Source organism: Flavobacterium niveum (assembly GCF_055231775.1).
The window spans coordinates 1,230,170-1,254,149 of the sequence record NZ_JBUYSX010000001.1 but is presented as its reverse complement, the minus strand read 5'-3'; the positions used below and the strand labels follow the sequence as shown (position 1 = coordinate 1,254,149).

General features: G+C 45.7%; 19 protein-coding genes. 11 read left to right on the top strand and 8 right to left on the bottom strand.

Features of this window, described 5'->3' with window-relative positions; genetic code table 11:
- Positions 1-26 precede the first annotated feature (26 nt).
- The 3 genes from ACZIX4_RS05090 (at position 27) to ACZIX4_RS05080 (ending at position 3,465) form a co-directional block, all read left to right on the top strand.
- On the top strand, positions 27-1,472 hold the full coding sequence (locus ACZIX4_RS05090) for a circularly permuted type 2 ATP-grasp protein (protein ID WP_463334524.1): 1,446 nt from the start codon (positions 27-29) through the stop codon (positions 1,470-1,472).
- A 20-nt stretch (positions 1,473-1,492) separates the two neighbouring features.
- The gene (locus ACZIX4_RS05085; RefSeq protein WP_463334523.1) at positions 1,493-2,416 is read left to right on the top strand and encodes an alpha-E domain-containing protein; all 924 of its coding nucleotides are present in this window, start codon (positions 1,493-1,495) and stop codon (positions 2,414-2,416) included.
- A 77-nt stretch (positions 2,417-2,493) separates the two neighbouring features.
- Positions 2,494-3,465, top strand: coding sequence for a transglutaminase family protein (locus tag ACZIX4_RS05080; protein WP_463334522.1), 972 nt, complete (start codon positions 2,494-2,496; stop codon positions 3,463-3,465).
- 73 nt (positions 3,466-3,538) lie between these two features.
- Here the strand turns inward: ACZIX4_RS05080 and ACZIX4_RS05075 are convergent, their stop codons facing one another.
- Positions 3,539-4,768 carry an aminotransferase class I/II-fold pyridoxal phosphate-dependent enzyme gene (locus ACZIX4_RS05075; RefSeq protein WP_463334521.1) on the bottom strand — a complete coding sequence of 410 codons (1,230 nt, stop codon included), beginning with the start codon at positions 4,766-4,768 and terminating at the stop codon, positions 3,539-3,541.
- Positions 4,769-4,931: 163 nt separating this feature from the next.
- Between ACZIX4_RS05075 and ACZIX4_RS05070 the strand changes: the two genes are divergently transcribed.
- The 3 genes from ACZIX4_RS05070 (at position 4,932) to ACZIX4_RS05060 (ending at position 7,896) form a co-directional block, all read left to right on the top strand.
- Positions 4,932-5,390 carry an Lrp/AsnC family transcriptional regulator gene (locus ACZIX4_RS05070; RefSeq protein ID WP_463334520.1) on the top strand — a complete coding sequence of 153 codons (459 nt, stop codon included), beginning with the start codon at positions 4,932-4,934 and terminating at the stop codon, positions 5,388-5,390.
- A gap of 128 nt (positions 5,391-5,518) precedes the next feature.
- Entirely contained in the window at positions 5,519-6,178 is a 660-nt protein-coding gene (locus tag ACZIX4_RS05065; protein WP_463334519.1) for an outer membrane beta-barrel protein, read from the top strand.
- 86 nt (positions 6,179-6,264) lie between these two features.
- Positions 6,265-7,896 (top strand): carboxylesterase/lipase family protein, encoded by a 1,632-nt coding sequence (locus tag ACZIX4_RS05060; RefSeq protein ID WP_463334518.1) that lies wholly within the window; start codon positions 6,265-6,267, stop codon positions 7,894-7,896.
- A gap of 18 nt (positions 7,897-7,914) precedes the next feature.
- Here ACZIX4_RS05060 and ACZIX4_RS05055 read toward each other — a convergent pair whose 3' ends face one another.
- Together ACZIX4_RS05055 and ACZIX4_RS05050 are read right to left on the bottom strand one after the other, a co-directional pair.
- Positions 7,915-8,928 carry a hypothetical protein gene (locus ACZIX4_RS05055; RefSeq protein ID WP_463334517.1) on the bottom strand — a complete coding sequence of 338 codons (1,014 nt, stop codon included), beginning with the start codon at positions 8,926-8,928 and terminating at the stop codon, positions 7,915-7,917.
- A gap of 114 nt (positions 8,929-9,042) precedes the next feature.
- Entirely contained in the window at positions 9,043-10,602 is a 1,560-nt protein-coding gene (locus ACZIX4_RS05050; protein ID WP_463334516.1) for a DEAD/DEAH box helicase, read from the bottom strand.
- A 191-nt stretch (positions 10,603-10,793) separates the two neighbouring features.
- Between ACZIX4_RS05050 and ACZIX4_RS05045 the strand changes: the two genes are divergently transcribed.
- Positions 10,794-12,854 carry a CotH kinase family protein gene (locus ACZIX4_RS05045; RefSeq protein ID WP_463334515.1) on the top strand — a complete coding sequence of 687 codons (2,061 nt, stop codon included), beginning with the start codon at positions 10,794-10,796 and terminating at the stop codon, positions 12,852-12,854.
- On the opposite strand, the gene ACZIX4_RS05040 is transcribed toward ACZIX4_RS05045, so the two are convergent.
- Complete coding sequence (locus ACZIX4_RS05040) at positions 12,855-13,748, bottom strand: aldo/keto reductase (RefSeq protein WP_463334514.1); 894 nt, start codon at positions 13,746-13,748, stop codon at positions 12,855-12,857.
- A gap of 139 nt (positions 13,749-13,887) precedes the next feature.
- Between ACZIX4_RS05040 and ACZIX4_RS05035 the strand changes: the two genes are divergently transcribed.
- The gene (locus ACZIX4_RS05035) at positions 13,888-14,583 is read left to right on the top strand and encodes a hypothetical protein (RefSeq protein ID WP_463334513.1); all 696 of its coding nucleotides are present in this window, start codon (positions 13,888-13,890) and stop codon (positions 14,581-14,583) included.
- On the opposite strand, the gene ACZIX4_RS05030 is transcribed toward ACZIX4_RS05035, so the two are convergent.
- Positions 14,584-16,668, bottom strand: a complete 2,085-nt coding sequence (locus ACZIX4_RS05030) for a M1 family metallopeptidase (protein WP_463334512.1) — start codon at positions 16,666-16,668, stop codon at positions 14,584-14,586.
- A gap of 131 nt (positions 16,669-16,799) precedes the next feature.
- On the opposite strand from ACZIX4_RS05030, the gene ACZIX4_RS05025 reads away from it, so the two are divergent.
- Positions 16,800-18,614 (top strand): mechanosensitive ion channel family protein, encoded by a 1,815-nt coding sequence (locus ACZIX4_RS05025; RefSeq protein ID WP_463334511.1) that lies wholly within the window; start codon positions 16,800-16,802, stop codon positions 18,612-18,614.
- 79 nt (positions 18,615-18,693) lie between these two features.
- Here ACZIX4_RS05025 and ACZIX4_RS05020 read toward each other — a convergent pair whose 3' ends face one another.
- From ACZIX4_RS05020 to ACZIX4_RS05010, 3 genes are all read right to left on the bottom strand, one after another.
- Positions 18,694-19,287 (bottom strand): outer membrane beta-barrel protein, encoded by a 594-nt coding sequence (locus ACZIX4_RS05020; protein WP_463334510.1) that lies wholly within the window; start codon positions 19,285-19,287, stop codon positions 18,694-18,696.
- Between the two features lie 157 nt (positions 19,288-19,444).
- Positions 19,445-20,587, bottom strand: a complete 1,143-nt coding sequence (locus ACZIX4_RS05015) for a methionine aminotransferase (protein ID WP_463334509.1) — start codon at positions 20,585-20,587, stop codon at positions 19,445-19,447.
- Positions 20,588-20,769: 182 nt separating this feature from the next.
- Positions 20,770-21,144: a hypothetical protein gene (locus tag ACZIX4_RS05010; protein ID WP_463334508.1), complete on the bottom strand. Its 375-nt coding sequence runs from the start codon at positions 21,142-21,144 to the stop codon at positions 20,770-20,772.
- 172 nt (positions 21,145-21,316) lie between these two features.
- Here ACZIX4_RS05010 and recG point away from each other — a divergent pair, with 172 nt between their 5' ends.
- Together recG and ACZIX4_RS05000 are read left to right on the top strand one after the other, a co-directional pair.
- On the top strand, positions 21,317-23,416 hold the full coding sequence (gene recG / locus ACZIX4_RS05005; RefSeq protein ID WP_463334507.1) for an ATP-dependent DNA helicase RecG: 2,100 nt from the start codon (positions 21,317-21,319) through the stop codon (positions 23,414-23,416).
- 115 nt (positions 23,417-23,531) lie between these two features.
- Positions 23,532-23,942 (top strand): hypothetical protein, encoded by a 411-nt coding sequence (locus ACZIX4_RS05000; protein ID WP_463334506.1) that lies wholly within the window; start codon positions 23,532-23,534, stop codon positions 23,940-23,942.
- Positions 23,943-23,980: the final 38 nt, after the last annotated feature.

Sequence of the window (23,980 nt, the reverse complement as noted above, 5' to 3'; positions counted from 1 at the left end):
TAACACACAACTTCAAAAATGCCTTTATGGAGAAAAGGATTACGCAAGAAGATTACAAACTGATACAGGGGGTATTTGATGAGATGATGGCGCCCGGCAAGGTACGCCCGCATTACGACAAGTTTATATCATCGTTTACTAACCTGAAAGACGGGGAAGTAGAATCTAAAAACGAACTGGCACACAAGCTGTTTATGACCCAGGGTATTACCTTTACGGTGTACAGCAGCGGCGAGGGCATCGAAAAAATATTCCCGTTTGACATTATTCCCCGCATCATAGAGGCCGCCGAATGGGACTTTATAGAGAAAGGCATCAAGCAGCGGCTAAAGGCGCTTAACATCTTTCTGCGCGACGTATACCACGAGCAGTTTATTATAAAGGACGGCATTATACCGGCATCGCTCATCTACTCCTGCCCTAACTTTTTAAGGGAAATGGTAAATGTAGATGTGCCGTTTAACATCTACTCGCACATCAGCGGCATCGACCTTATACGCGATTACGACGGTTCGTATTACGTGCTGGAGGACAACCTGCGTACCCCTTCGGGCGTAAGTTATATGCTGGAAAACCGTAACATGAGTTACCGTATCTTCCCGAATATACTACCTGAAAATAAAGTCCGACAGGTTAAGGATTACCCTGAGTTGCTGGTGAAAAACCTTTTGGCCCTTGCCAAAGACAAAACCAGCCGCCCTACTGTGGTACTGCTTACACCGGGCATTTACAACTCGGCCTATTTTGAGCACACTACCCTCGCCCGCCTTATGGGTATTGAGTTGGTTGAAGGTCGCGACCTCGTGGTGCAAAACCATAAAGTGTACATGAAAACCACGAAGGGCCTTAAAAAAGTTGACGTGATTTACCGCCGTGTAGACGACGAGTTTATCGACCCGTTGGTTTTCAGGCCCGATAGCGTGCTGGGCGTACCGGGCATTTACCACGCTTACCGCAAAGGCAATGTGGTTATTGTAAACGCCATGGGTAACGGTGTGGCAGACGATAAGGCCGTATACTCGTACGTGCCGGATATGATCCGCTATTACCTTAACGAAGAGCCGATACTGAAAAGCGTACCTACCTATAAAATGGAAAACCAGGACGAACGCAAGTACGCCATTGAAAACATCCACAACATGGTAATAAAACGTACCAACGAAAGTGGCGGCTACGGCATGCTGATAGGCGACTGCGCTACCGATGAGGAAATTGCCAAGTTTATAGAGGAAATCAACGCGCAGCCAAGGCAGTTCATTGCCCAACCCATCATTAAGCTGAGTACCGCACCGTGTTATATAGACGGCAAACTGCAACCCCGCCGTGTAGACCTTCGCCCCTACGCGCTTTATGGCCCCGATGGTATAGACATAGTACCGGGCGGACTGACCCGTGTGGCGCTTAAAGAAGGCTCTATTGTGGTAAACTCATCGCAGGGCGGCGGCAGTAAGGACACCTGGATTATTGATTAACTAATACGTACAACAACTACATGCTTAGTAGAGTAGCTGAAAATATATTCTGGATGAGCCGCTACATGGAGCGCACCAACATCCACCTGCGTAACCTGCAAACCCTGTACATAGCCAGCCAGGACGGCCTGCCCGTTATCAGTTGGGACAACATCTGCAAGGAATACACCAGTGGCGACAGCAATATCAATTGTGCCTCGGCGGGAGAAATTTTGCAGGCCATAGTGTTTGATACCAACCTGGATTTATCGCTGAGCAATAACGTGATGCGTGCCCGCGAAAATGCCCGCAGTGCGCAAGATCACATCACCAAAGAACTGTGGCAGTCGCTAAACGATTTTTACCACCAGATGCGAAACCCCATGCTGAAAACGCACATAGCGCTGTACGACCCTATTTCGGTGTTCGACCAGTTTATTAAGCAGTGTATGCACTATTACGGCACGGTAGACAACAGCATGTTCCGTGGCGAAGGGTTCTTCTTCCTGCGTATTGGCGGCTATGTAGAACGTGCATTACAATGTCTACTGCTGCTGAAAAGGCAACTGCTTATTTCGGGCAGTAACAGCGATGGCGTGGATGCCGTAAGCTGGCGTTACCTCCTTATCTCGCTCAGCGGTTACGAGTATTATTTGCGTGCCAATGCCGGTTCGCTAAACCCGCAGTCCATTTACGCACAGATACTGTTTGAAGAAAACTTCCCAAATTCGGTAGCGCATTCACTCACCCAGATTGCGGCCTTCAGCAAAAGCCTGAAGAAAAGCAACTTGGAAGAGCAGAAGGATAACCTTGAATTTGAGATTGGTAAAACGCTTGCCTTCCTTAAGTACAACCGCCCCGAAGAGGATGCCCAGCAACAGCTTGATTTTATCAACGAACTCGAAGCCGGTATTTACAATATTGTACAGGCATTTGACAGGCATTATTTTAAAGTGGTATATTAAATATAATACTGCCTGCTACGCCAAACGTAAAAATTTATGATATTTGCCCTCCACAAACAAAACACGAAACAAGCATTATGCCGCTGTATCATATAAAACACATTACGCGCTACCACTACCCTTCGCAGGTAACCGACAGCGCTAACCAGATAATACTAAAGCCGCAGGACTCTAAGTACCAGGAAATAAAGGATATTTCCATAAGCCTGAAACCGGGTGCCCCCGTGGATTATTTTGCCGATTACCTGGGCAACCAGGTGGGCGTGTTTACCATTGTAGAGCCACACGAAACCCTGGAAATAACCAGCGAACTTGAGGTGGAAACCTTCCCCATACCGGAACCGCAGCCTACCGTGCTGCCCCAGGAAGAATGGAACGCCCTTAAAGAACTGGCTTATAATTTTGAATACCTCGACTTTATAAAGCCTGAGGTGTTTGATGCCAAAGAGGAAATACTGGTTATAGTTAAAGGACTGGCCGCCGAAGGTGTTTCCGTTTTTGAAACGGTGAAAAACCTTTCCGCGTATATCTACGGTAATTTCACGTACAAGCAAGGGGTTACCAATGTAGAAACCGGCATTGACGAAATATGGGCACTTAAAGCCGGTGTATGCCAGGATTTCGCCCATCTGCTATCTGAAATGCTGCGTTTGTTGGGTATACCGTCGCGCTATATAAGCGGGTACATTTGCCCTGTAAACCATGAACTTCGCGGTGAGGGCGCCACCCATGCATGGGTAGAGGCTTACCTGCCCGATTACGGTTGGTTTGGCATAGACCCTACCAACAACTGCAACGTAAGCGACCGCCATGTAAAGATAGCCTACGGGCGTAACTTTAACGATTGTACCCCTGTAAAAGGCACCTATAAAGGCCCCGGAAGCCATACACTTACGGTATTGGTAACCATCAGCAATGAGAAAAATGCTGGCGAAGTACTGCCTGCCGAACCGGTTTACGTTGCCGAAGCACCGAAGCCCGCCCCGGATGTGCTGACCAATTCCTACCAGCGTTTTCTGGAAATGCAGCAACAGCAGCAACAGCAATAGGTTTTTAGTTTATGGTTTGTGGTTTATAGTTACTCACTCAGAACCACAAACCATAAACTAAAAACTATGAACTTTACAGGCTGTAACTAAGTTTAAGCACTCCCGTTTCTTCCATGCATTCACGCATCATTTTATAGGTGCGTTCAATGTCATTATCAAGGCCGATAGAAAAACGGATAAGGCCATCACTCAATCCCATTTCTTTTTGTTCTTCTAACGGGATTTCACTTGAAGTCGATGTGCCCGGCGCACTGAATAATGTCTTGTAAAACCCGAGGCTCACAGCAAGGTAGCCCAGGTTACGGTGCTGCATCAGCTCCATAAGTTCATTGGCTTTATCAAGCGAACCGGCATCAATGGTCATCATTCCGCCAAAACCATATTCAGGGTTAATCATACCTTTATACAGCTCATGCCCCGGATGGCTCTCCAGTCCTGGGTACACCACCCTAAGCCCATCGGCTTCAAAACGTTTGGCAAGGTACATGGCGTTATGGCTGTGCTGCTTCATACGGATGTGCAGCGTACGTAGGTTCTTCATAATACTGGCAGCACGCAGGCTGTCCATTGTAGGCCCCAGGAGCATGGCAGCACCATCGTTTACATTGCGCATATCGTTAATCAACTGCTGTGTACCGCAGGCCACGCCGCCCACAGTATCGCTACTGCCGTTTATAAATTTGGTCAGGCTGTGCACCACTACATCGGCTCCCATTTTAGCCGGGGAAACCGATAACGGAGAGAATGTATTGTCTACAACCAGCTTCAGGTTGTGCTTTTTGGCAATGGCAGCAAGTCCATTAATGTCAGCTATTTCAAGTAAAGGGTTACTTACGGTTTCGCAGTATAACACTTTGGTATTTTGAGTTATAGCTGCTTCAATTTTATCGTGTTTGGTAATATCTATGAATGAGGTTGTGATGCCAAATTTCGGCAGGAAGTTCTTCATAAAGGCATAGGTACCACCATATATGGTACGGCTGGATACGATGTGGTCGCCCTGCCCGCATAGCTGCATCAGTACCGAAGTTATAGCTCCCATACCCGATGCCGCTACGTTAGCCGTTTCGGTGCCTTCCATCGCGGCAAGCGCCTGGCCAAGATATAAGTTGCTTGGCGATGAATGTCGGCTGTACAGGTAACAACCATCGGCATTGCCTTCAAAGGTATCAAACATTGTTTTTGCCGAAAGGAATGTATACGTAGACGAATCGGAAATAGAAGGGTTTACGCCGCCAAATTCGCCAAAGTATTGCAAATCCTGAATGTTATCGGCAGGATGGAAGTTTTTTGTGTTGCTCATTTTGTTTGTAGTATTTGTTTAGGTTTTACAAATTGAGCCATTACTAAAATAAAAATCAATACAATTTTATTTTTAAAGATTTTTATTCTTTAATTTTAAATTTAATTAGATTTAAAATCTAAACAAAACTATACCCAACAGGGTTAACCGAAAAATATTCAGTATGGCACTTGATGCAACCGATAAAAAACTGCTGCATTTCCTGCAGGAAGACAGCACACAGACCAACAAACAGCTTGGTTTAAAGCTCAGCCTCTCACCCACTGCAGTACACGAACGCATAAAAAAGCTGCAACGCGAGGGCATTATAGAGAAATACGTGGCGGTGCTGAACCGCAACAAAGTGCAAAAGGGCTTTGTGGTGTTTTGCCACCTGAAACTGGTACAGCACACCAAGGAAAACGTAACCACCTTTGAGCGCGAAGTAGCCCGGCTGCCTGAGGTACTGGAATGCTACCACGTAAGCGGCGACTACGATTACATCCTTAAAATATACATGGCCAATATGGAGGAATACCGCGAATTTATGGTAACCAAACTCACCACACTGCACCATATAGGCAGTACGCACAGCACTTTTATGATAGGCGAAGTAAAAAACACAAACGTCATTGCTTTATAGCGTTGTGTATACGTTAATTCTTAATTAAGTTTAAAAAGAATGTAACTACGGGCTATACGTTTAAACATAAAAACAAGATATTTGTGCCCTTAAATTTTCTCCCTTATATAAGGGAACAAAACCAACTTATGAAGAAAACATTCGCTCTTTTAGTATTATTTTCAGGATTACAATCTTTTGCACAACAAATTGAAATAGGCCCGGCTATTGGCTTCGGATTTAACAATATAGTTAACGGCAACAGTAAGGAAGACCGTGCGGTAATAGGCGATGCCCTGTGGAATACAAATTATGGCATTAACGCCTATTGTTATTTTAAAGACCCGGAAGCCGGCCCCGTATTCAGGTTGGGCTTACTTTACAGGCACAGCGTAAAAGGTTCGGTTAGTGAAGTCAATGAAAACAACAAAATTGAATTTGATTCCAATACCTTTGGCATAACAGGCGGCCTTGCGGGGAACATTGGCAAAGGGTATATATTTTACCTTGATGCCGGTTTTGGTTATAACACCTTTGATAATAAAAATATTTACAAAGGGAGTACACCGGAGCTTTCTGCATTCCCTGATTTTGAAGAACCGCTACAAATAAAGCAAAATGAAGTAGCTTTTTTATACGGTATAGGCATTGAAAAACGGGTTACCCAAAAGCTAAAGGTATTTTTTGAACTGAATGGCGATGCAGGCATTTCACGCATCAATACTTCAACGGGCAAATTTACCTCACAGGGATTGGGCTTTGGCACCGGGGTAAGGTACATCATCCCCCTGAAGAAAAACATCCAATAATTTTCAGCATAAACCCACAGTGCTACCCCGCCGCAGGGCTGCAATAAATTCGTTACATTTGTTTTATTCCAAAAACGATGTAACAAATGATAAAATACCTTTTAATAGCCGTGGCATTTATGGGCTTTGGCATAAAAGTACAGGCACAAAAAGCGCCACAAGCCACTGTTGAACAGGGAAAACTGGAAGGCCTTACGCTTAAAAGCGGCATTTCGGCTTACCGGGGTGTACCTTTTGCGCTGCCACCTGTGGGCAAGTTCCGCTGGCGCGAACCACAACCTGCAGCCAAATGGAACGGTGTACGCAAAGCCACTGAATTTGGCCCGAATGCCATGCAGAAAAATGTGTTTGGCGATATGATGTTCCGTGCTCCAAAAATGAGCGAGGACTGCCTGTACCTTAACGTGTGGACTCCCTCTAAAAAAGCAAATGAAAAACTACCTGTGCTGGTATACTTTTACGGCGGTGGCTACATTGCAGGCGATGGTTCTGAAAACCGTTATGACGGCGAGGCTTTGGCCAAAAAAGGTATTGTAGTGGTAACGCTGAATTACAGACTGGGCATCTTCGGGTTCTTTGCACACCCTGAACTCACCAAGGAATCGCCCAACCATGCTTCGGGTAACTACGGGCTATTAGACCAGCATGCGGCACTGGCCTGGGTAAAGAAAAACATTGCTGCCTTTGGTGGCGACCCGAATAAAGTAACCATCGCAGGCGAATCGGCGGGTTCCATATCAGTATCGGCACAGATGGCCTCTCCCCTTTCTAAAAACCTGATACATGGTGCCATAGGCCAAAGCGGTGCCATGATAAACCCTACGCTCGATGCCATTCCGTTAAAGGAACAGGAACAAAGCGGTGTAAAATTTGGCGAAAAAAACGATGCTAAAACACTGGAGCAACTGCGCGCTATACCTGCCGAAGAACTATTAGACCTTGCTGCAAAGCCGGGCGTATTCAGCACCAAAGCCGTAGTAGATGGGTATTTCCTTACCAAGCTACCATCTGAAACCTTTGCTAATGGCGAACAGGCAAAAGTACCTTTATTAGCGGGGTGGACATCTACCGAAATGCCGTACCAGGCATTTATGCAGGGGCAATACCCTAACCCTGAAAACTATACCAAAATTGTAAAGCAACGTTACGGCAATACCGCCGAGATTGTTTTTGAACTATACCCCGGCGGTAACGAAAAGGAAGTAATAGCTTCGGCTACGGCGCTGGCCAGCGATAACTTTATAGTGTACAGCACCTGGAAGTGGCTCGACCTGCACAGGGAAACTTCAGGGCAGCCGGTGTATGCCTATATTTTCAGTAAGGCACGCCCGCCGATGAAAGCTGAAATGGGTAACGCCAAGGCAGGGCTTGCAGGCGGTATTATTAAAGACAACGGCAAAAAGGAAGAAAACAAAATGCCCGAAGCCCTTAAAGGTGCCGGCCATGCCAGCGATATTGAGTACCTGCTGGGTAACCTTTCCACAAATACCGTATACGAGTGGACGGCAGAGGATTATAAGGTAAGCGAAATTGGCCTGGACTATTTTGCCAACTTTATTAAAACCGGTAACCCTAACGGCAAGCAACTGGTAGAATGGCCTGCCAGCGAAAGCAATGGTGTAATGGCGATTATGGAAATCAATGCACAGCCAAAAGCCTACAAAGAACCGCATCGCGACCGCTACCTGTTCCTGGATAAACAGTTTATGAAAAAATAATACAGCCTAAGCCCCGCACTATTTGCGGGGTTTATTTTTAAACGGTGATTGTGGGTGGTTTACAAAAATCCTTGTGGTTATCATGTCTGCACCGTCATCAAGTGGGAACAGGATTACCGTTTCTTTTTCAGACAGTTGTACTTCCTTGGCTTTGTAATATACAGCGGGATTGTCCTTCCGTTGCACATAAAGCGAATCGTTGAGGGTAGCTTTGGTGAAATATTTCAGGATGTAATCCTGTTGGCCGATTTCTTCAAATTCGGTTGTAGCCTCATCATTATCCCACACACCTACATCGTTACGTCCGCTAAATTCAACCGAATGATCCGGGTAATAATTCATAAAACGATACGCTTTCAGTTGCTGTTCCAGCAAGGCATCATCTTCTTCACTGTCGGTAGTACCAAATTCAAAATTCCCGTAAAGCCCTGGTATCATACTCGCTGATGGCGTAGGCGGAAACTGCCACTCCCATATGGGTGTCCTATAAATTTCCTCCCATTGCCCATTAGCATAAGTATAGATATAAGCGGTATTGATGTTAGAATAATCCGCCCATTGGCGTACCAGGAAAATCTCGTCCTTGCCGTCGTCGTTCACATCACCGCAATTTTCCACGTAATGGAAGCCAAGATGGCCACCGTCAAGCCTCAGCTTTTTCTCCTTCCACTCCATGAACGACTGCCTGTTCTGATAGCTATTAAGAAAAATACCATCGGAGTAATCAAAAAGCGTATCAGTACTGGTATAGTACTTGGCAACCTCCCTTTGATAAAGCGAATCGGTATAGCGTTCATACAGCGTATCGGGTATACGGTCGCCATCAAAATCGCCTTTGATTACAAAGCGGTAACCCATAACCGGCTTAGAAATTCGTAGTAATGAATCGGCTTTTATACGTAGTGAATCGGCAAGGGTAAGCGGTTTGGTAGTTTGGGCAACCCGTTGCTTAGTGCCCGAGCAACTGTGCAGGTACAATGAGGTAATGCCCAGTACAACCAGGCCGGTAACAATTAAAAACCGCTTTTTCATGAGATGGTGATTTGCAGGAGAAATGTACATTTTATTTTGATGCGAAACAGCGTCGAAATAAAATATCTATGGAACAAAATAGTAAAAAACAAAAGGATACCGAAGCATCCCTTTTTATAAATTCAGTTTCCTTAGTTCCAAAATTTCTTCTTCCGATTCGGCATCTTTAAAGCGGTGGAATATACGCGTTATCAGCGTACTCAACCTGCCTTTATAGTCGTCTATCAGCCACTCACGATAGTTTTTGGTGGTTTTGCTCAGCAGCTTTGCATATTGCTTCACACGGTATTCAATATCCGGGTCAAGTTCTTTAGCCAGCTTACGGGCTTCGCTTATGGTTTCGGCATTTTCTATACACATAAACGCATGCTGGCGTATAGATTTATCTATTACTGCTTTCGGTTTTTCCCTGTTATCGGCAGCCAGCTTAAATTCAGCCTCCACATTAAACTCGGTATCGAGCGACTTGGCAAACTTCAGCCTTACATCGTCGGGCATGCTGTATACGTGGTAACTCTCGATTTCCTCGTCCGAACGGATATTATCCAAAAACAGCTCCGGGTTTTTAAAGATGTACTGCCAGTCTATGGGGTCGCTCCACAGGCCGAAACGCTGTGCGTTATTGCCCAGGTCTATTACATTAAACGTATCTTTATTAGGAAGCTTACGGCTGCCACGGCCTATCATCTGGAAATACAGCGTAAGCGAACGCGTGGCACGGTTCAGTATTATCGTTTCTACCGTAGGTTCGTCAAAACCGGTGGTAAGTATGGAAACCGATGTAAGTATGGCATTTGGCGTAGTACGGAACCAGTCCAGTATTTTGCGGCGCTCCTGCTCGGGTGTACGGTTGTCCAGATGCTTTATGGGTAATCCCGCCGCCCTGAAAGTTTCGTATACGTACAGCGACGTATTGATACCGTTGTTAAATATCAGCGTTTTTTGCCCGTGCGAACGCTGCACGTAGGTCTGCAAAAGCAAATCCTGCATTACCCCACGCGAATACAGCTCGTCTGACGAGGCAACGGTATAGTCACCATTAATACCCAGCTTTAGCGAGGTAAGCTCTACATCGTACCCATACATGGCAGCACGTGCCAGGTAACCTTTGTCTATAAGCGATTGTATAGGTTCGCCCATAATCAGCTCATTATAGGTTTCGTACATCGGCAGCTCTATGTTAGAACTTAGCGGCGTAGCTGTAACGCCCAAAAACCATGAGTTGCCAAAATAGGTAAACAGCTTACGGAAACTGTTGTAGTGGGCTTCGTCCACAATAACCAGTCCCACATTATCCATGTGGAATTTCTTGTCCTTAAGGCGGTTGTTCAGTGTTTCCACCATAGCCACATAACACGAAAAATCGTTGTCATACGGCAGTTCCTTAACGGCGCTGTCTATAATGGTATTCTTCACCCCAAAGCTGGTAAGCATTTGCGATGTTTGCTTGCTGAGTTCTATGCGGTGGGTAAGCACCAGTACTTTCCGTTTGTATTTTTCGAGGTACCTGCGGGCTATTTCCGAGAAAATAACCGTTTTACCCCCTCCCGTGGGCAATTGGTACAGCAAATGGTAGCTGGCGGGCTTGCCCTCAAACTTCTCGAATATGGTGTCTATATCGCGCTGCTGGTAGTTATACAGCTCTTTTCTATCCTCTTCCTGGTTGGCGTGCATCTTATAATTGGTAAACCGCAAAAATATACAATTAGATAGATTAATCTGTTTATAAAATCATAATTTATAAATGCTTCAAAAAGAAAACCACTAAATATTTTTTATGGAAAAAAAGTGACACGTTAATACTTTGTGTTGCAGGTGTTAAAAAAATATTAAATTTGAACCGAACACGAGCTAACACTACATAAATGAAAAAACTACTACTTGCTGTTTTACTGCCGCTTGCAGCCATGGGGCAAACCTTTACCGGCACCACCGGCCCCATAACCGATGACGGCCAGCTGAACTACTACACTACCCAAGTTACCGGCCTTACTGCACCGCTTTCTGCAGATTACGGGCTGGTGCAGGTATGCGTGGACATGACCCACACCTGGGATTCTGACCTGCGCGTACACTTAATATCGCCGGGTGGCACCGTAATAAACCTGTTTACCGGCCTCGGCGGTGCCGAAGACAACTTTACAGGCACCTGTTTCAGCCAGTCGGCTACGGCATCCATCAACACGGCATGGGCGCCGTTTACCGGAACTTACAAACCACAGGAAACCCTGGGCAACCAGAATAATGGCCAGGAAGGCAATGGTACCTGGACACTTGAAATACTGGACACCTATGCCTGGGCCGATACCGGAGAGGTATTGGGCTGGAGCATTACCTTTGGGGATAGTGCCCCTACCCCCTTTGTATTTACATCGTCTAACCTGCCTATTGTACTGATAAATACAAACGGACAGGAAATACCCGATGACCCCAAGATTGATGCTACCATGCAGATTATTTTTAACGGCGAAGGCAACATCAACTACATAACTGATACACCCAATGAATACGATGGCAATATAGGCATAGAACTGCGTGGCAACTTTTCGCAGGGATTGCCGCAAAAGCCGTACGCTTTTGAAACCCGTGATGCCGAAGGCGGTGAAAACGACGTGCCCCTATTGGGCATGCCCGAAGAACACGATTGGTGTTTTATAGCCAACTATAATGATAAAGTGTTTGTGCGCAATGCCCTGGCCTATGATGCCTTTAGGGATATGGGTAACTATGCCGCACGTTACCATTATTGCGAAGTGGTGGTAAACGGCAGCTATATGGGCGTGTACCTGCTTATGGAAAAGCTAAAACGCGACAACAACCGCGTAGACATAGCCAAACTGGAAACCAACGAAAATACCGGGCTTAACGTTACCGGCGGTTACATACTAAAAAGTGATTACTGGGCAGATGATGACAGCTGGCAGCTTAACTTTCACCCGATAGGCCACCCCGAGCGCGATATAAGGTTGGTATATGAATACCCTAAGCCGGAAGATATAACCGATGCACAAAAGACCTACATACAAACGTTTGTAGACGACATGGAGAATGCGCTGTATGGCGATAACTTTGCCGACCCCGTAAACGGTTATGCAAAATACCTGGATACCAACTCATTTATAGACTATTTCATTGTTAACGAACTTTCAAGGAACGTAGACGGTTTCAGGAAAAGCTGCTATTATAATAAAGACAAGGATGTTTCTGCTACGGTAATTTCTAAGCTTAAGGCCGGGCCGGTATGGGATTTTGACTGGGCCTGGAAAAATATATGGAGCTGTAGTTATTATGAAGCAACAGACGGTTCGGGCTGGGCATATATGGTAAACGACTGCAACCCCGATGTGGCTTCGCCGGGCTGGCACATACGCCTGCTTCAGGATCCTGCATTTGCCAATGCACTGCGCTGCCGCTGGGAAACCTTCCGCGGGTCGTTCCTGAGCGATGATGCCATAAATGCCTACATTGATGAAAAAGTGGAATACTTAATGGAAGCCCAGCAGCGCCATTTTGACAAGTGGGGCAACCTGGGTGCCAATACGGGTTCGCCTGAAGTGGAACCGGATCCTGTTACCTTTGAGGCACAGATAGAGCAATTTAAAAACTGGATAAACCTGCGCCTGGTGTGGCTGGATGCTAACATACCCGGTACTACCGAAAATTGCAGCCTTTCGGCAGCAGAAAGCACGGTTAATGAAGTTACCGTATACCCTAACCCGGTAAAAGACAAAGTGTACATACGCTCATTTTCGGCGGCACAGCCAAAAAGCATTGCACTGTATGACATAACAGGAAAACTGGTACTGAATACTAAAGTAACCAATGCTTCAGCCGACCTTAGCAACCTTACAAACGGCCTTTACGTAGGTAAAATAACCTTTGACGGCGGACAGGTAAAAACCGTAAAAGTTACCGTATCGCATTAATCAGCGGTGCTCTGCATATACATTCCCTTCCCAAACGGCAGCCAGTATCGCCCTTTGCGCTTCAGTAAGCGGGGCGGCATTGGCTGCCGTTAGTGCATCTGCCAGTTGCTGTGGCGTACGCATGCCCACTACAGCAGTAGTTATGGCAGGGTTGTCTATTACATAACGCAGGGCAGTTTCTGCTGCGGTGCTGCTTTGTTGTATATTGGCATTCAATCCGTTCTGTATCGCTGCTACCTGTTCGGCGCTCAGGCCAAGATAGGGTGCGGCATCCTTACCAGCCAATAACCCCGAAGCCACTGTACCACGTGCCAGCACACCTATATTATTCTCAGTCAATAGTTTTAGTGTAGCTTCTTCAGGCCTGCGGTCCAAAAGGCTGTACTGGGTCATAACCGCTGCAATGTTAGAACGGCTCGCGTATTCGCGTATCACATTAGGGCGTATGGACGAAAGCCCGTAGCTGCGTATCTTCCCTGAATCTACAAGGCACTCAAAAGCCTCAATGGTTTCATCTATAGGGTCGTCTGTGGTGCCTCCGTGCAGCAGGTACAAATCAATATAATCGGTACCCAAACGGCGCAGGCTGTCGTCTACGGCAGTAAGTATATATTCCTTATGCGGGCACCAGTCCCACCCCGAACCGTCAGGTCGCCAGCGGTTTCCTACTTTGGTTGAAATAAGCACCTCTTTCCTTTTGTTTTTCAAGGCTTTGCCAAGAAGTACTTCGTTTTCTCCTTTATCATATAAGTCGGCCGTATCAAACAGGTTGATCCCATTTTCTATTGCGGTGCCTATAAGGTTGTCATTATCGGTATCGGAAGATTTAAGCGACATACAGCCAAAGCTGGTTACGCTTACCTTAAAACCGTTCTTTAAAGATTTGTATTGCATACGTAGTAAATTCCTGAAAGTAAAATTAACCCTTATTAGTTTAAAAATTAGGCAATGCCACTGTTAAATCGGTACTATACTGATTGTCTTTTTCTTACACTTTATTATATTAGCCCTACAATCCACAAAACCATTCTTTATGAAAAAACTTGTATACATTGCCCTGTTACTTTTCGGGGCGAAAGGCGTCGCACAAAACATAAGCCCGGTGTATGGCCACTGGAAATTTGATTCGCTTACGGAAGAAAGTTCCGAAAAAGATGCGCAAAAAGCACAGGCATTCCTGGGTAATTTAAGCATGCATTTTTATCCCGACGGCAATTACGAATCAACCATAATGGGTAAAGGCGAATCGGGTACGTTTAAGCAGGAGGGGAAACAGATACATTTTACTGTAACGGAAACTTCAAGAACTTTTCAATATGAAGTGGTGTCATCTGATGCAGAAACCATTGTAATCAATATGACTAAATTTTTAGTAAAACTAAAACGCATAGTCCCCGATGCTACCACAGCCCTGTTACAAAATAAATGGCAGTTAAAGAGCATAGGCGCAAACAGCGCAGACGATGACGATAATGCAGTATTTGATGCCCCGGCAGTACCAAAAGGCAGCGGGCTGGTGCTTGGCAAGGATGGTTCGTACACCTTTACACTTGGTACTGTTAAAGAAACAGGCTACTGGGATTACAGGGTGAAAAAGGACGATAGTAAAGTCCTGGTATTAAATGCTAATGGCAAAGTAAAATACTGGCCGCTTGTAACGGCTACCCCCACCGAACTTTCTATAGTGGTGAATACAAGCGGCCAGCAGTATATTTTTGCGCCGATATAATTATTTCTCGTCCAATAGCTGTTGCAGCTTGGCCTGTTCCGTTTCATTCAGGTCGGGCATAATACCGGCTATCAGTTCGCGGTAACCTTTCTTTTTAAGTAATTTGCGCAGGTTGTCCTTGCCAAATTTTACAAACTGCCATTTGTGGTGCGTGGTAGCATTAATTAAGTCCTGCCACACTATCGGGTCGGCCTTGCCGATGTATAAAAGGTTAGACAACGCATTTTGCCTTACGCTGCTTTCAAATTTAGGCGACGCATAATGGATCAGCTCTCCGTAATAATCGTCCTTTTTTTCAGGATGGTAGGTTTTAGAGGCGTATGCCAGCGTAAGCCATTGTATGCGCAGGTTCATATCGTTAAAGCCTATCCATTTACGGCTCAGGTCCAGTAGTTCGGTTTGCTTATCCGGAAATTTCTTGTACAGTACATTCAGTACAATTTCACGGGTTATGTACGATTCATCGTCCAGCAGGCTTTTATATTCCTCATAAAATTCAGCCGGGAAAACCGTAACCGTACGCGCTACTGCCTGGCGTATCTTAATGTCTTTGGTTTGCATAGCGGCACGTACTATTTCGGACTTATCGGCAAAAGGCACCTGTGCTATCTGGAACAGCACCTCCTCTTTTACCGGGTAGTACACCTCCGATTCCATAATTTCCAGGTAGGCACTTTTATTTTCCGCAAAAGGCTTATCCTGAAGGTCGCCCACCGAAAAATACTTTTGCATAAAACCACTACCGCCCAGTATATTCAGCGCCTCTTCCACTTCAAACTTACCGCTTTGCAGCCAACGTTTTTTAAAGGCTTCGGTATCATAACCCGGAGAAACTTTTTTAATTTCTGCAAGGAACTGGTCGGTATTCACATTTTGAAAGGCATACTTTTCAAGGTACGTTTTTACCGCTTTTCTAAACGACTCCTCACCTATGCCATGCTTCAGCGCATGCAGTGCCCATGCACCCTTTTGGTAAAACGACAGCGAACTAGCCTTATCATTCAGTATCGGTATCGTATCGTTTTTACTGGCTTTTTGTATACGTTCGGCTATTTCATACATTTCGTAATTGAAATAATCATCGCCAAAAATCTCCCGCTCTGCCAGTAGTGCATAGTAGGTGGCAAAACCTTCCTGTAGCCAATGGTGGGTACCGCTTTCGGCAGTAATAAGGTCGCCAAACCACTGGTGTGCCAGCTCGTGGGCGTTTACATTCATGTACGTGCGGTCGTTAAAACCTATTTCATCTACCACAAAATCCTGGCTGAATATAGTCGACGTAGTGTTTTCCATACCGGCATATAAAAAGTCGAGCACCGGCACCTGGCGGTACAACCCCCACGCGTATGGCACGCCGGTTTCCTTTTCCATAAAGTCGAAAATTTCGGCCATATAGCGGTAGGTAGGCGCACGCTTAGTACTGTCGGCTTCACGCAGGTACATCTCTATAGGTGTACCCGATTCCGCCCCTATACGCCACCTGCGGAATTTGCCTATACCCACCATGGCAAGGTAGCTGCTCATGGGTTTCTCCATACGGTACTGCCATGTCTTGGTATCGCCAGTGGTAAGGGTATCTATAAGCTTACCGTTGGCAAGCACAGTATAATCCTTATCATACGTAGCCTTTATACTAAAGACCAACTTTTCATTTACATCATCAAAACTGGGCAGCCAGTGGCTGGTGTACTTGCCCTGTCCCTGTGTCCATATCTGGTTGTCGTCACCATCCTTTACAAAATACAGCGTTTGTTTTGGCTTAGCCGAATAATGTACCACAAGAGTATTGTTTCCCTTTTTTATGCCGCTGTAAAGCTTCAGCAATTTAGGGGTTGAAACCCAGCCCGTTTTCTTTTTTTTGTTCAGCGTTACGCTTTCAAACTGTATGTTTTGCGCATCTATATATATGGTGTCGGGCTTTTTGCCCGATACTTTAAACGTGTAGGTAACATCGCCCGAAACCTCTTTTTTAGCCGCATCAAAATGCAAATCGGCATCAAGGGTTTTAAAGTCGACATTCTTAGGGTTTTGGGCAAAACAAACACCTGAAATCCCCAGGCAAAGGGCATATAAAAAAATCTTCATTATCCGGTTTTTTACAAAGCTACACAAATAAGGCCTAACAAAAGCCTAAATGTTTTTGCGAATGCAACGTTAAATAGTACGACCTTAGTACGTAAAATTTGTACTTTTAGTAGCCAATTCTGCACAACGATATGACCGTAAAGAACAACCTTTATACCGCCAAAACCCTGCTGCTTATTTTTATAGCGGCATTCATTTTTATACCAAAGGCACACGCACAGCTGCTGCCCGGCACTAAAGCCGACGATGCCACAGCCACAACACCTGCCTTTGCACCTGATTCGCTGGACAGGCGTTCGCCACGCGGTACGGTAAATGGCTTTATACAGGCCGTGGCCGACCAGAATTACATACGCGCAAGCCGCTACCTGAACCTGAAACGCATGTGGCGTACCCAAAAGCAGCGCAAACGCATAGTGCTCAACTTCCAGAAATTGCTGGACAGCGGTGGTGATATGGTGGCTTCTGCACTGATAAGTAACAAGCCTGAAGGACGTACTGACGACGACCTTGCCCAAGGGCTGGATATGGTGGGTACACTGGATGCCAATGGTGAAGAAATTACACTGTATGTGGAAAATACAGGCGGTCAAACCGAGGCCAACCCTCCCCTGTGGCAGTTTTCGGCAGAAACGGCGGCTTCCATTTCGGCGGTAAATATAGAAGACAACACGCTACTGGATTTAATATTACCCGAATCGCTTAAAGACCGCAAGCTGGGCGGTGTACCCGTAGGGCATTGGCTGGCAGTGGTACTTATTGTACTGGTATCCTACCTTGTTTCGTGGCTGCTGGTAGCACTCATGGGCCTCATAGTACGCGGCCTGTGGAAGAAAGCCCGCAATCCCGAAAAATGGGTTATTATACAGGCGCTGGGGTTGCCATTGCGGTTATACATATCGGTAATATTATTTGTAATAGTATCGCAGCAGGCAGGTATTTCCATTATAGTACGGCAGCGTTTCAGTACCATAACAGTGACTATAGGCATCGTAGCACTGCTGATACTGTTTTGGCGCCTTACCGATATTATTGGCGAATACACCAAAAACCGCATGACGTTGCGCAAGCGTATATCTGCCATATCTGTAATACTGTTTGTAAAGCGTATGGCTAAAATAGCCATAGTGGTCATAGGTATTATAGCACTGCTGGGTGCTGTAGGGTTTGATGTTACTACCTGGCTGGCAGCATTGGGTATCGGTGGTTTGGCATTGGCGCTGGGTGCACAAAAAACCATGGAAAACTTTGTGGGTAGTGTAAGCCTTATTGCCGACCAAACCATACGCGTGGGCGATTTTTGCCAGGTAGGCGAAATCAAGGGTACGGTAGAATCTATAGGCATGCGCAGTACCCGCCTGCGTACCACCAAACGTACTGTGGTAACCATACCGAACGGGCAGTTTGCCAATACCAATGTAGAAAACTATGCCCATCGCGACCGTTACCTGTTTAACCCAATGTGGGGCTTCCGGATGGAAACCACACCCGACCAGCTGCGTTACCTGCTGGTGGAAATACGCAGTATGCTCTATGCCCACCCCCAGGTAAATAATAACCCTGCGAAGGTACGTTTCACAGGGCTTAGCGACAGTGGTTACCAGATAGAGATATTCGCCTATATAGAAGCGGCCAACATAGATGCATCGCAGGAAGTGCAGGAAGACCTGCTGCTGCGTATACTGGATATTGTAGCCAAAAGCGGTACAGACTTTGCCTACCCAAGCCAAACGCTGTACATGGCGCGCGATACCGGTATAGATGAAGATAAAAGCAAAGAAGCCGAAACAACCGTACAAAACTGGAAACAGGCCAATGCACTGAAGCTGCCATTCTTTAAGCCTGAACATATAGAGGAACTGGATGGCACCATAAACTATCCTCCTGAGGGAAGTGTGGGACAAACTGATAATGATGACAAAAACTATAACAGCGACGGCCTGTAAAACCCGCAGTTTCGTTTATCAGCATAAAAAAAGCCTGTAAGCATTACACTTACAGGCTTTATAATTTTAATCGGGTATCTTAGAATTTGTAAAGAAGGCCGAAGTTTACATTGGTCATATTAACACCTATGTCAAACCTGCTGGTTTTTTCTGCACCCGGCAAATCGGGTTCTGATGAAGTATAGTTAATAAAACCGATGCGCGACTCCAGTGCAAAATGGTCGCTTAGCCAGAAGTTAAAACCTGGCGCTACAGCTGCAGCAAAGCCGTTTTCTTTGTACTCACCCATACCTTCGTAGTCCGTTTTTTCTGTAGCATAAGCTGCATCAACCTGGCCGAAAATATTAAACTTACTGCCTGTTGTAAAATAGTAACGCCCGAAAACACCCACACCGAAAGTATTGGTTTTCACATCGTAACCGGTAGTGTTGTTTTTACCATTAGCATACAGAAGGTTGATACCCGCAGCCACTTTATCGGTAAAGAAATAACCTACAGACGGTACAAAATTAAACTGGTCGATTTTGTCATCACCTGTTTTTTGTGTACCATAACTAATTGTACCAGAAGCAAAAACATCGCCCGCTTTAAAGCCTTCACTTGTGGTAGTTTCCTGCGCGCTTGCCAGGCCAAATGCAAATAATGCACTCAGTGAAAAGAGAATTTTTTTCATTGTGAAAAATTTTGATTGTTAGTTTATTATGCCGCAAAGGTATAATTTCAAACATATCCGAAAAGCCTTTCAAAACAAAAAATATTAACTTTAACGTTATGAAATTGAGCAAAATCTAAGAAGTTATTGGCTTCCAATAAATTAGAAAAAATCGCAATTATAACATTTGTAGCTTCTTAGCCGCTGCCAACAGTGTTTCATCTGTTTTGGCAAAGCAAAAGCGTATCAGCTTATCATCTTTATGGTTTGTATACAGGCGCGATACCGGTATTGCCGCAACACCGCATTCCTTAATAAGCCTTTCGCAGAAGGTGAAATCATCCTCATCGGTAATGGCGCTGTAATCAGCTAACTGGAAGTACGATCCTTCACACGGCAGCAGCTTAAACTTAGAACCCGACATCGCCTCCCTGAAAAGATTGCGCTTGGCTTCATAAAAAGCAGGCAATTGTAGGTATTCATCACTTTGATTAAGATAGAGTGCTATAGCTTTCTGTAATGGGTGCGACACACTGAAGGTATTGTTCTGGTGTACTTTGCGTATTTCGGTAGTAAGTTGCGGCGGCGCTATGGCATAGCCCACACGCCAGCCTGTAGTATGCAGGGTTTTGCCAAACGAATATACCGACACGGTACGTTCGCGCAGCTCCGGATATTTTAAAGGGGATTCATGCGTAGCACCGTCAAAAACCATGTGTTCGTATACCTCGTCGCTCAGTATAATAATATCAGTGCCTTTAACCAGCTTATCCAGTTCATCCATATCATTTGCCGTCATTACCGAACCTGTGGGGTTGTTCGGTGTACTGATAATAATAAGCTTGGTTTTATGTGTAATACACTTCGCAAATTCCGCCCAGTCTATTTTAAACTGTGGTGCGGGCATTTGGTACACCACTACCTTTCCGCCCACAACGTCTATAGCGGGACGGTAACAATCGTAACCCGGCTCTATAATAATCACTTCATCACCCAGCCACACAAAAGCAGCAATGGTATTGAATATCATCTCGGTAGCGCCGCAGCCTATGGTTATTTCGGTATCTGGGTTTACAGTTACGGCAAAGGTATTGTATACTTTTCGGGCTATTTCGTCGCGAAGCAGCGGCAATCCCGGCATGGGTGCATACTGGGCGGTGTTTTCTTTAAGGGCCTGTGCAACAAAATTTTCAAGCACGGCAGAAGGCTCAAAATTCGGGAAGCCCTGCGACAGGTTTATGGCGCCGTATTGGTTGGCCAACCCAGTCATGTATGAAAAAATGTGTGATTGTATGTAAGGCAGCTTAGAGCGTATGTTCATGTATCAGGTTTTGGTTAATGCAGTGTAGCGCTTCACCTCAAATGTAACCAATATTAACTATTTTGCTGCCTGTTTTTTACCACAACGTGCACAAAGGCTTTTCACGGTGTACACAAAGCAAGTTTATACGTGCCAAGCGCAGTTTCACAAAGGCTTTCCTTCGGAAAGTGACAGCGAATTATTTACGCAAGGTATTTATCCACAAATTCAAAATCCTCATAGGCCACCCCCACCCGTTCCATTTGCACCACTTGGAATTCAAACCCAGAATCGGCTATGGCAGGCAGATATTCCGTACCCAGCAGCTTGCGGGCTTCTATGTAAGCATCCTGTTCATCGGCTATGGCGTCAGATTCTATAAGCAGTACATTCTTGTAGCCCGGCATGGCATGCAGATCCTTATCATCCAGCAGTGGGTCATCGGCCAGCATAATTACGCGGGCAGTTTCGGTTTGCAGCGCATAGGCCACCGCCTGGCGGAATTTACCGCTGTTTTGGGGCAAAGCCAGTTCGCTGCCGCCGGGTATAAGCAATAAAGTTGTATGTGTGGTTTGCATGTTTCCTTCAAATAATTCAGCCGCGAAATTATGCGGCAAAACCCGAACGGCAAACGCATTTAACATTACGAAAACTTTAAAGGAAGTTAAAATTTGGCCGGTAACCGATGTTGAATTTACAATTTCGAAAAACCATCATTTATCCTTAAATTCGCCCTACTAATATTTTTGGATGAACAACCTGCCCGAAACCCCTATAGAATACCTTAAAGGCGTTGGCCCCGCACGCGGCGAGCTACTTCGTAAGGAACTGGGCATTCATAAATATGCCGACCTTATAAACCTCTACCCTAACCGCTACATAGACCGCACCCGTTATTACCGGATTAACGAGCTGAACAACAGCGGCAGCGAAGTCCAGGTCGTGGGCAGGGTTATCAACCTGAAGACCTTAGGCGAAAAACGCACCCGGCTGGTGGCTACCTTTACCGACGGTACGGGCGAAATGGAACTGGTATGGTTCCAGGGGCAAAAGTGGATCAGGGAAAATATTAAGCTGAATACGCCTTATGTGATTTTTGGCAAGGTGAGCGCCTTTAACGGCGTTTTCAACATGCCCCACCCCGAAATGGAACTACAAGCCGAACACGAAGCCAGCCTTCGCAGCGCTATGCAACCTATATACCCGAGTACGGAAAAGCTGGGACAGCGCGGCGTAACCAATAAGGTGGTTGGCAAAATGATGCAGCAACTGTTTATGGAAATGCAGCAGTATTTTGGCGAGGTGTTGCCGCAGCCGCTGATTTCCGACCTGAAGCTGCTAAGCAAGCGCGATGCCTTGTTCAACATCCACTTCCCGAAAAGCCAGGATTTATTGGCCAAGGCACAATTCAGGCTGAAGTTTGAGGAGTTGTTTTTTATACAGCTACAACTGATTACCAAAAACCTGGTTCGCAAACACAAGATAAAAGGGCATCCGTTTACTACGGTGGGCGAATACTTCAGTGATTTCTATAATAACCACCTCCCATTTGAGCTGACCAATGCCCAGAAAAGGGTGATTAAAGAGATACGGAACGACATGGGGCAGCCCGCCCAGATGAACCGTTTGCTACAAGGCGATGTGGGTTCGGGGAAAACCATAGTAGCACTTATGAGCATGCTGCTGGCACTGGATAACGGTTTCCAAGCGTGCCTGATGGCGCCTACCGAAATATTGGCAAACCAGCATTATTTAGGTTTAAGTGAATTGGCTAAGCCCTTGGGAATTAATATAAAAATCCTCACCGGTTCAACCAAAACTTCAGAACGTAAAATCATCCATGAAGCGCTGGAAAACGGCGAGCTACACATCATCATTGGCACCCATGCCCTGCTGGAAGACAAGGTGCAGTTTAAAAACCTTGGCCTTGCCATTATAGACGAGCAGCACCGTTTTGGCGTAGAGCAACGCAGTAAGCTTTGGAAGAAAAACGAAATCCCGCCGCATGTACTGGTTATGACCGCTACGCCCATTCCGCGTACCCTGGCCATGAGCCTGTACGGCGACCTTGATGTTTCGGTTATAGACGAACTGCCACCGGGACGTAAACCGATACGCACCGAACACAGATTTGACAGCAACCGCCTTAAAGTATGGAAATTCCTGAAGGATGAGATAGCCAAAGGCAGGCAGGTGTATATAGTGTACCCATTGATACAGGAAAGCGAAAAAATGGACTATAAAGACCTGATGGACGGCTACGAGAGTATTTCGCGCGATTTTCCGTTGCCGCACTATAGCGTAAGCATTGTTCACGGGCAAATGAAACCGGCAGACAAGGACAGTGAGATGTCGCGCTTTGCCGCAGGTAAAACCAATATAATGGTAGCCACTACGGTAATTGAGGTGGGCGTAAACGTGCCCAATGCCAGCGTTATGGTTATAGAAAGTGCAGAACGCTTCGGGCTGAGCCAGCTGCACCAGTTGCGCGGGCGCGTGGGCCGTGGCGCAGAGCAAAGCTACTGTATATTAATGACGGGACAAAAACTGAGCAACGACAGCCAGATACGTATGGAAACCATGTGCCGTACTAACGATGGTTTTGAAATTGCGGAAGTGGACCTGAAACTACGCGGCCCCGGCGATATTATGGGTACACAGCAAAGTGGTGTGCTGAACTTACAAATAGCCGATTTGGTTAAGGACAGGGAAATACTTTCGCTGGCACGCCAATATGCCATTGCCTTACTTAAAGCCGACCCGGGCATGAATGCACCCGAAAATGGTGCCATGCGCAATGCTTATATTGAGATTACCAAGAAAAAGAACATCTGGAATTACATTTCTTAATCTAAAGTCATAAAGTTGAAAGTCTCAAGTCATTGCAGCGCTTTATTTTTACACGTCCATACGCAACCCTTGTTAAATAACTGCATCTGATAAACATAACCAAACATTTAAACCAATGAAAAAGATACTTTTATTAGCAGTGGCAGTGCTGTTTGCAATTTCATGCGAAAGCGACGATAATAACAATAGCACCAATAATACCGTTACAGGCTATTGGGTACTTGCCGAAGTACTGATAGACCCGGGAGATGGTTCGGGTACGTTCCAGCCGGTGCAAAGTACCAAAACACTGTTTTTTAATGAGGAAGATAACACCATTACAGCCAACGGATCGTTATGCTCTATAATTGTGGATTATGGCACTACAAGCGAAGGTACCTACTCTGAAGCTAACAAAACTATTTCGGTAGATTGTGGGGACGATTTTAATACTATTAACTACGAAATAATTAACGGCGAGCTTATACTTTATTATCCCTGTATAGAAGCCTGCCAGGCAAAATATGCCCGGATGCTGGAAGACTAACGCTTCCCTCCTTTTATTATAATCCCTCTACTATATTT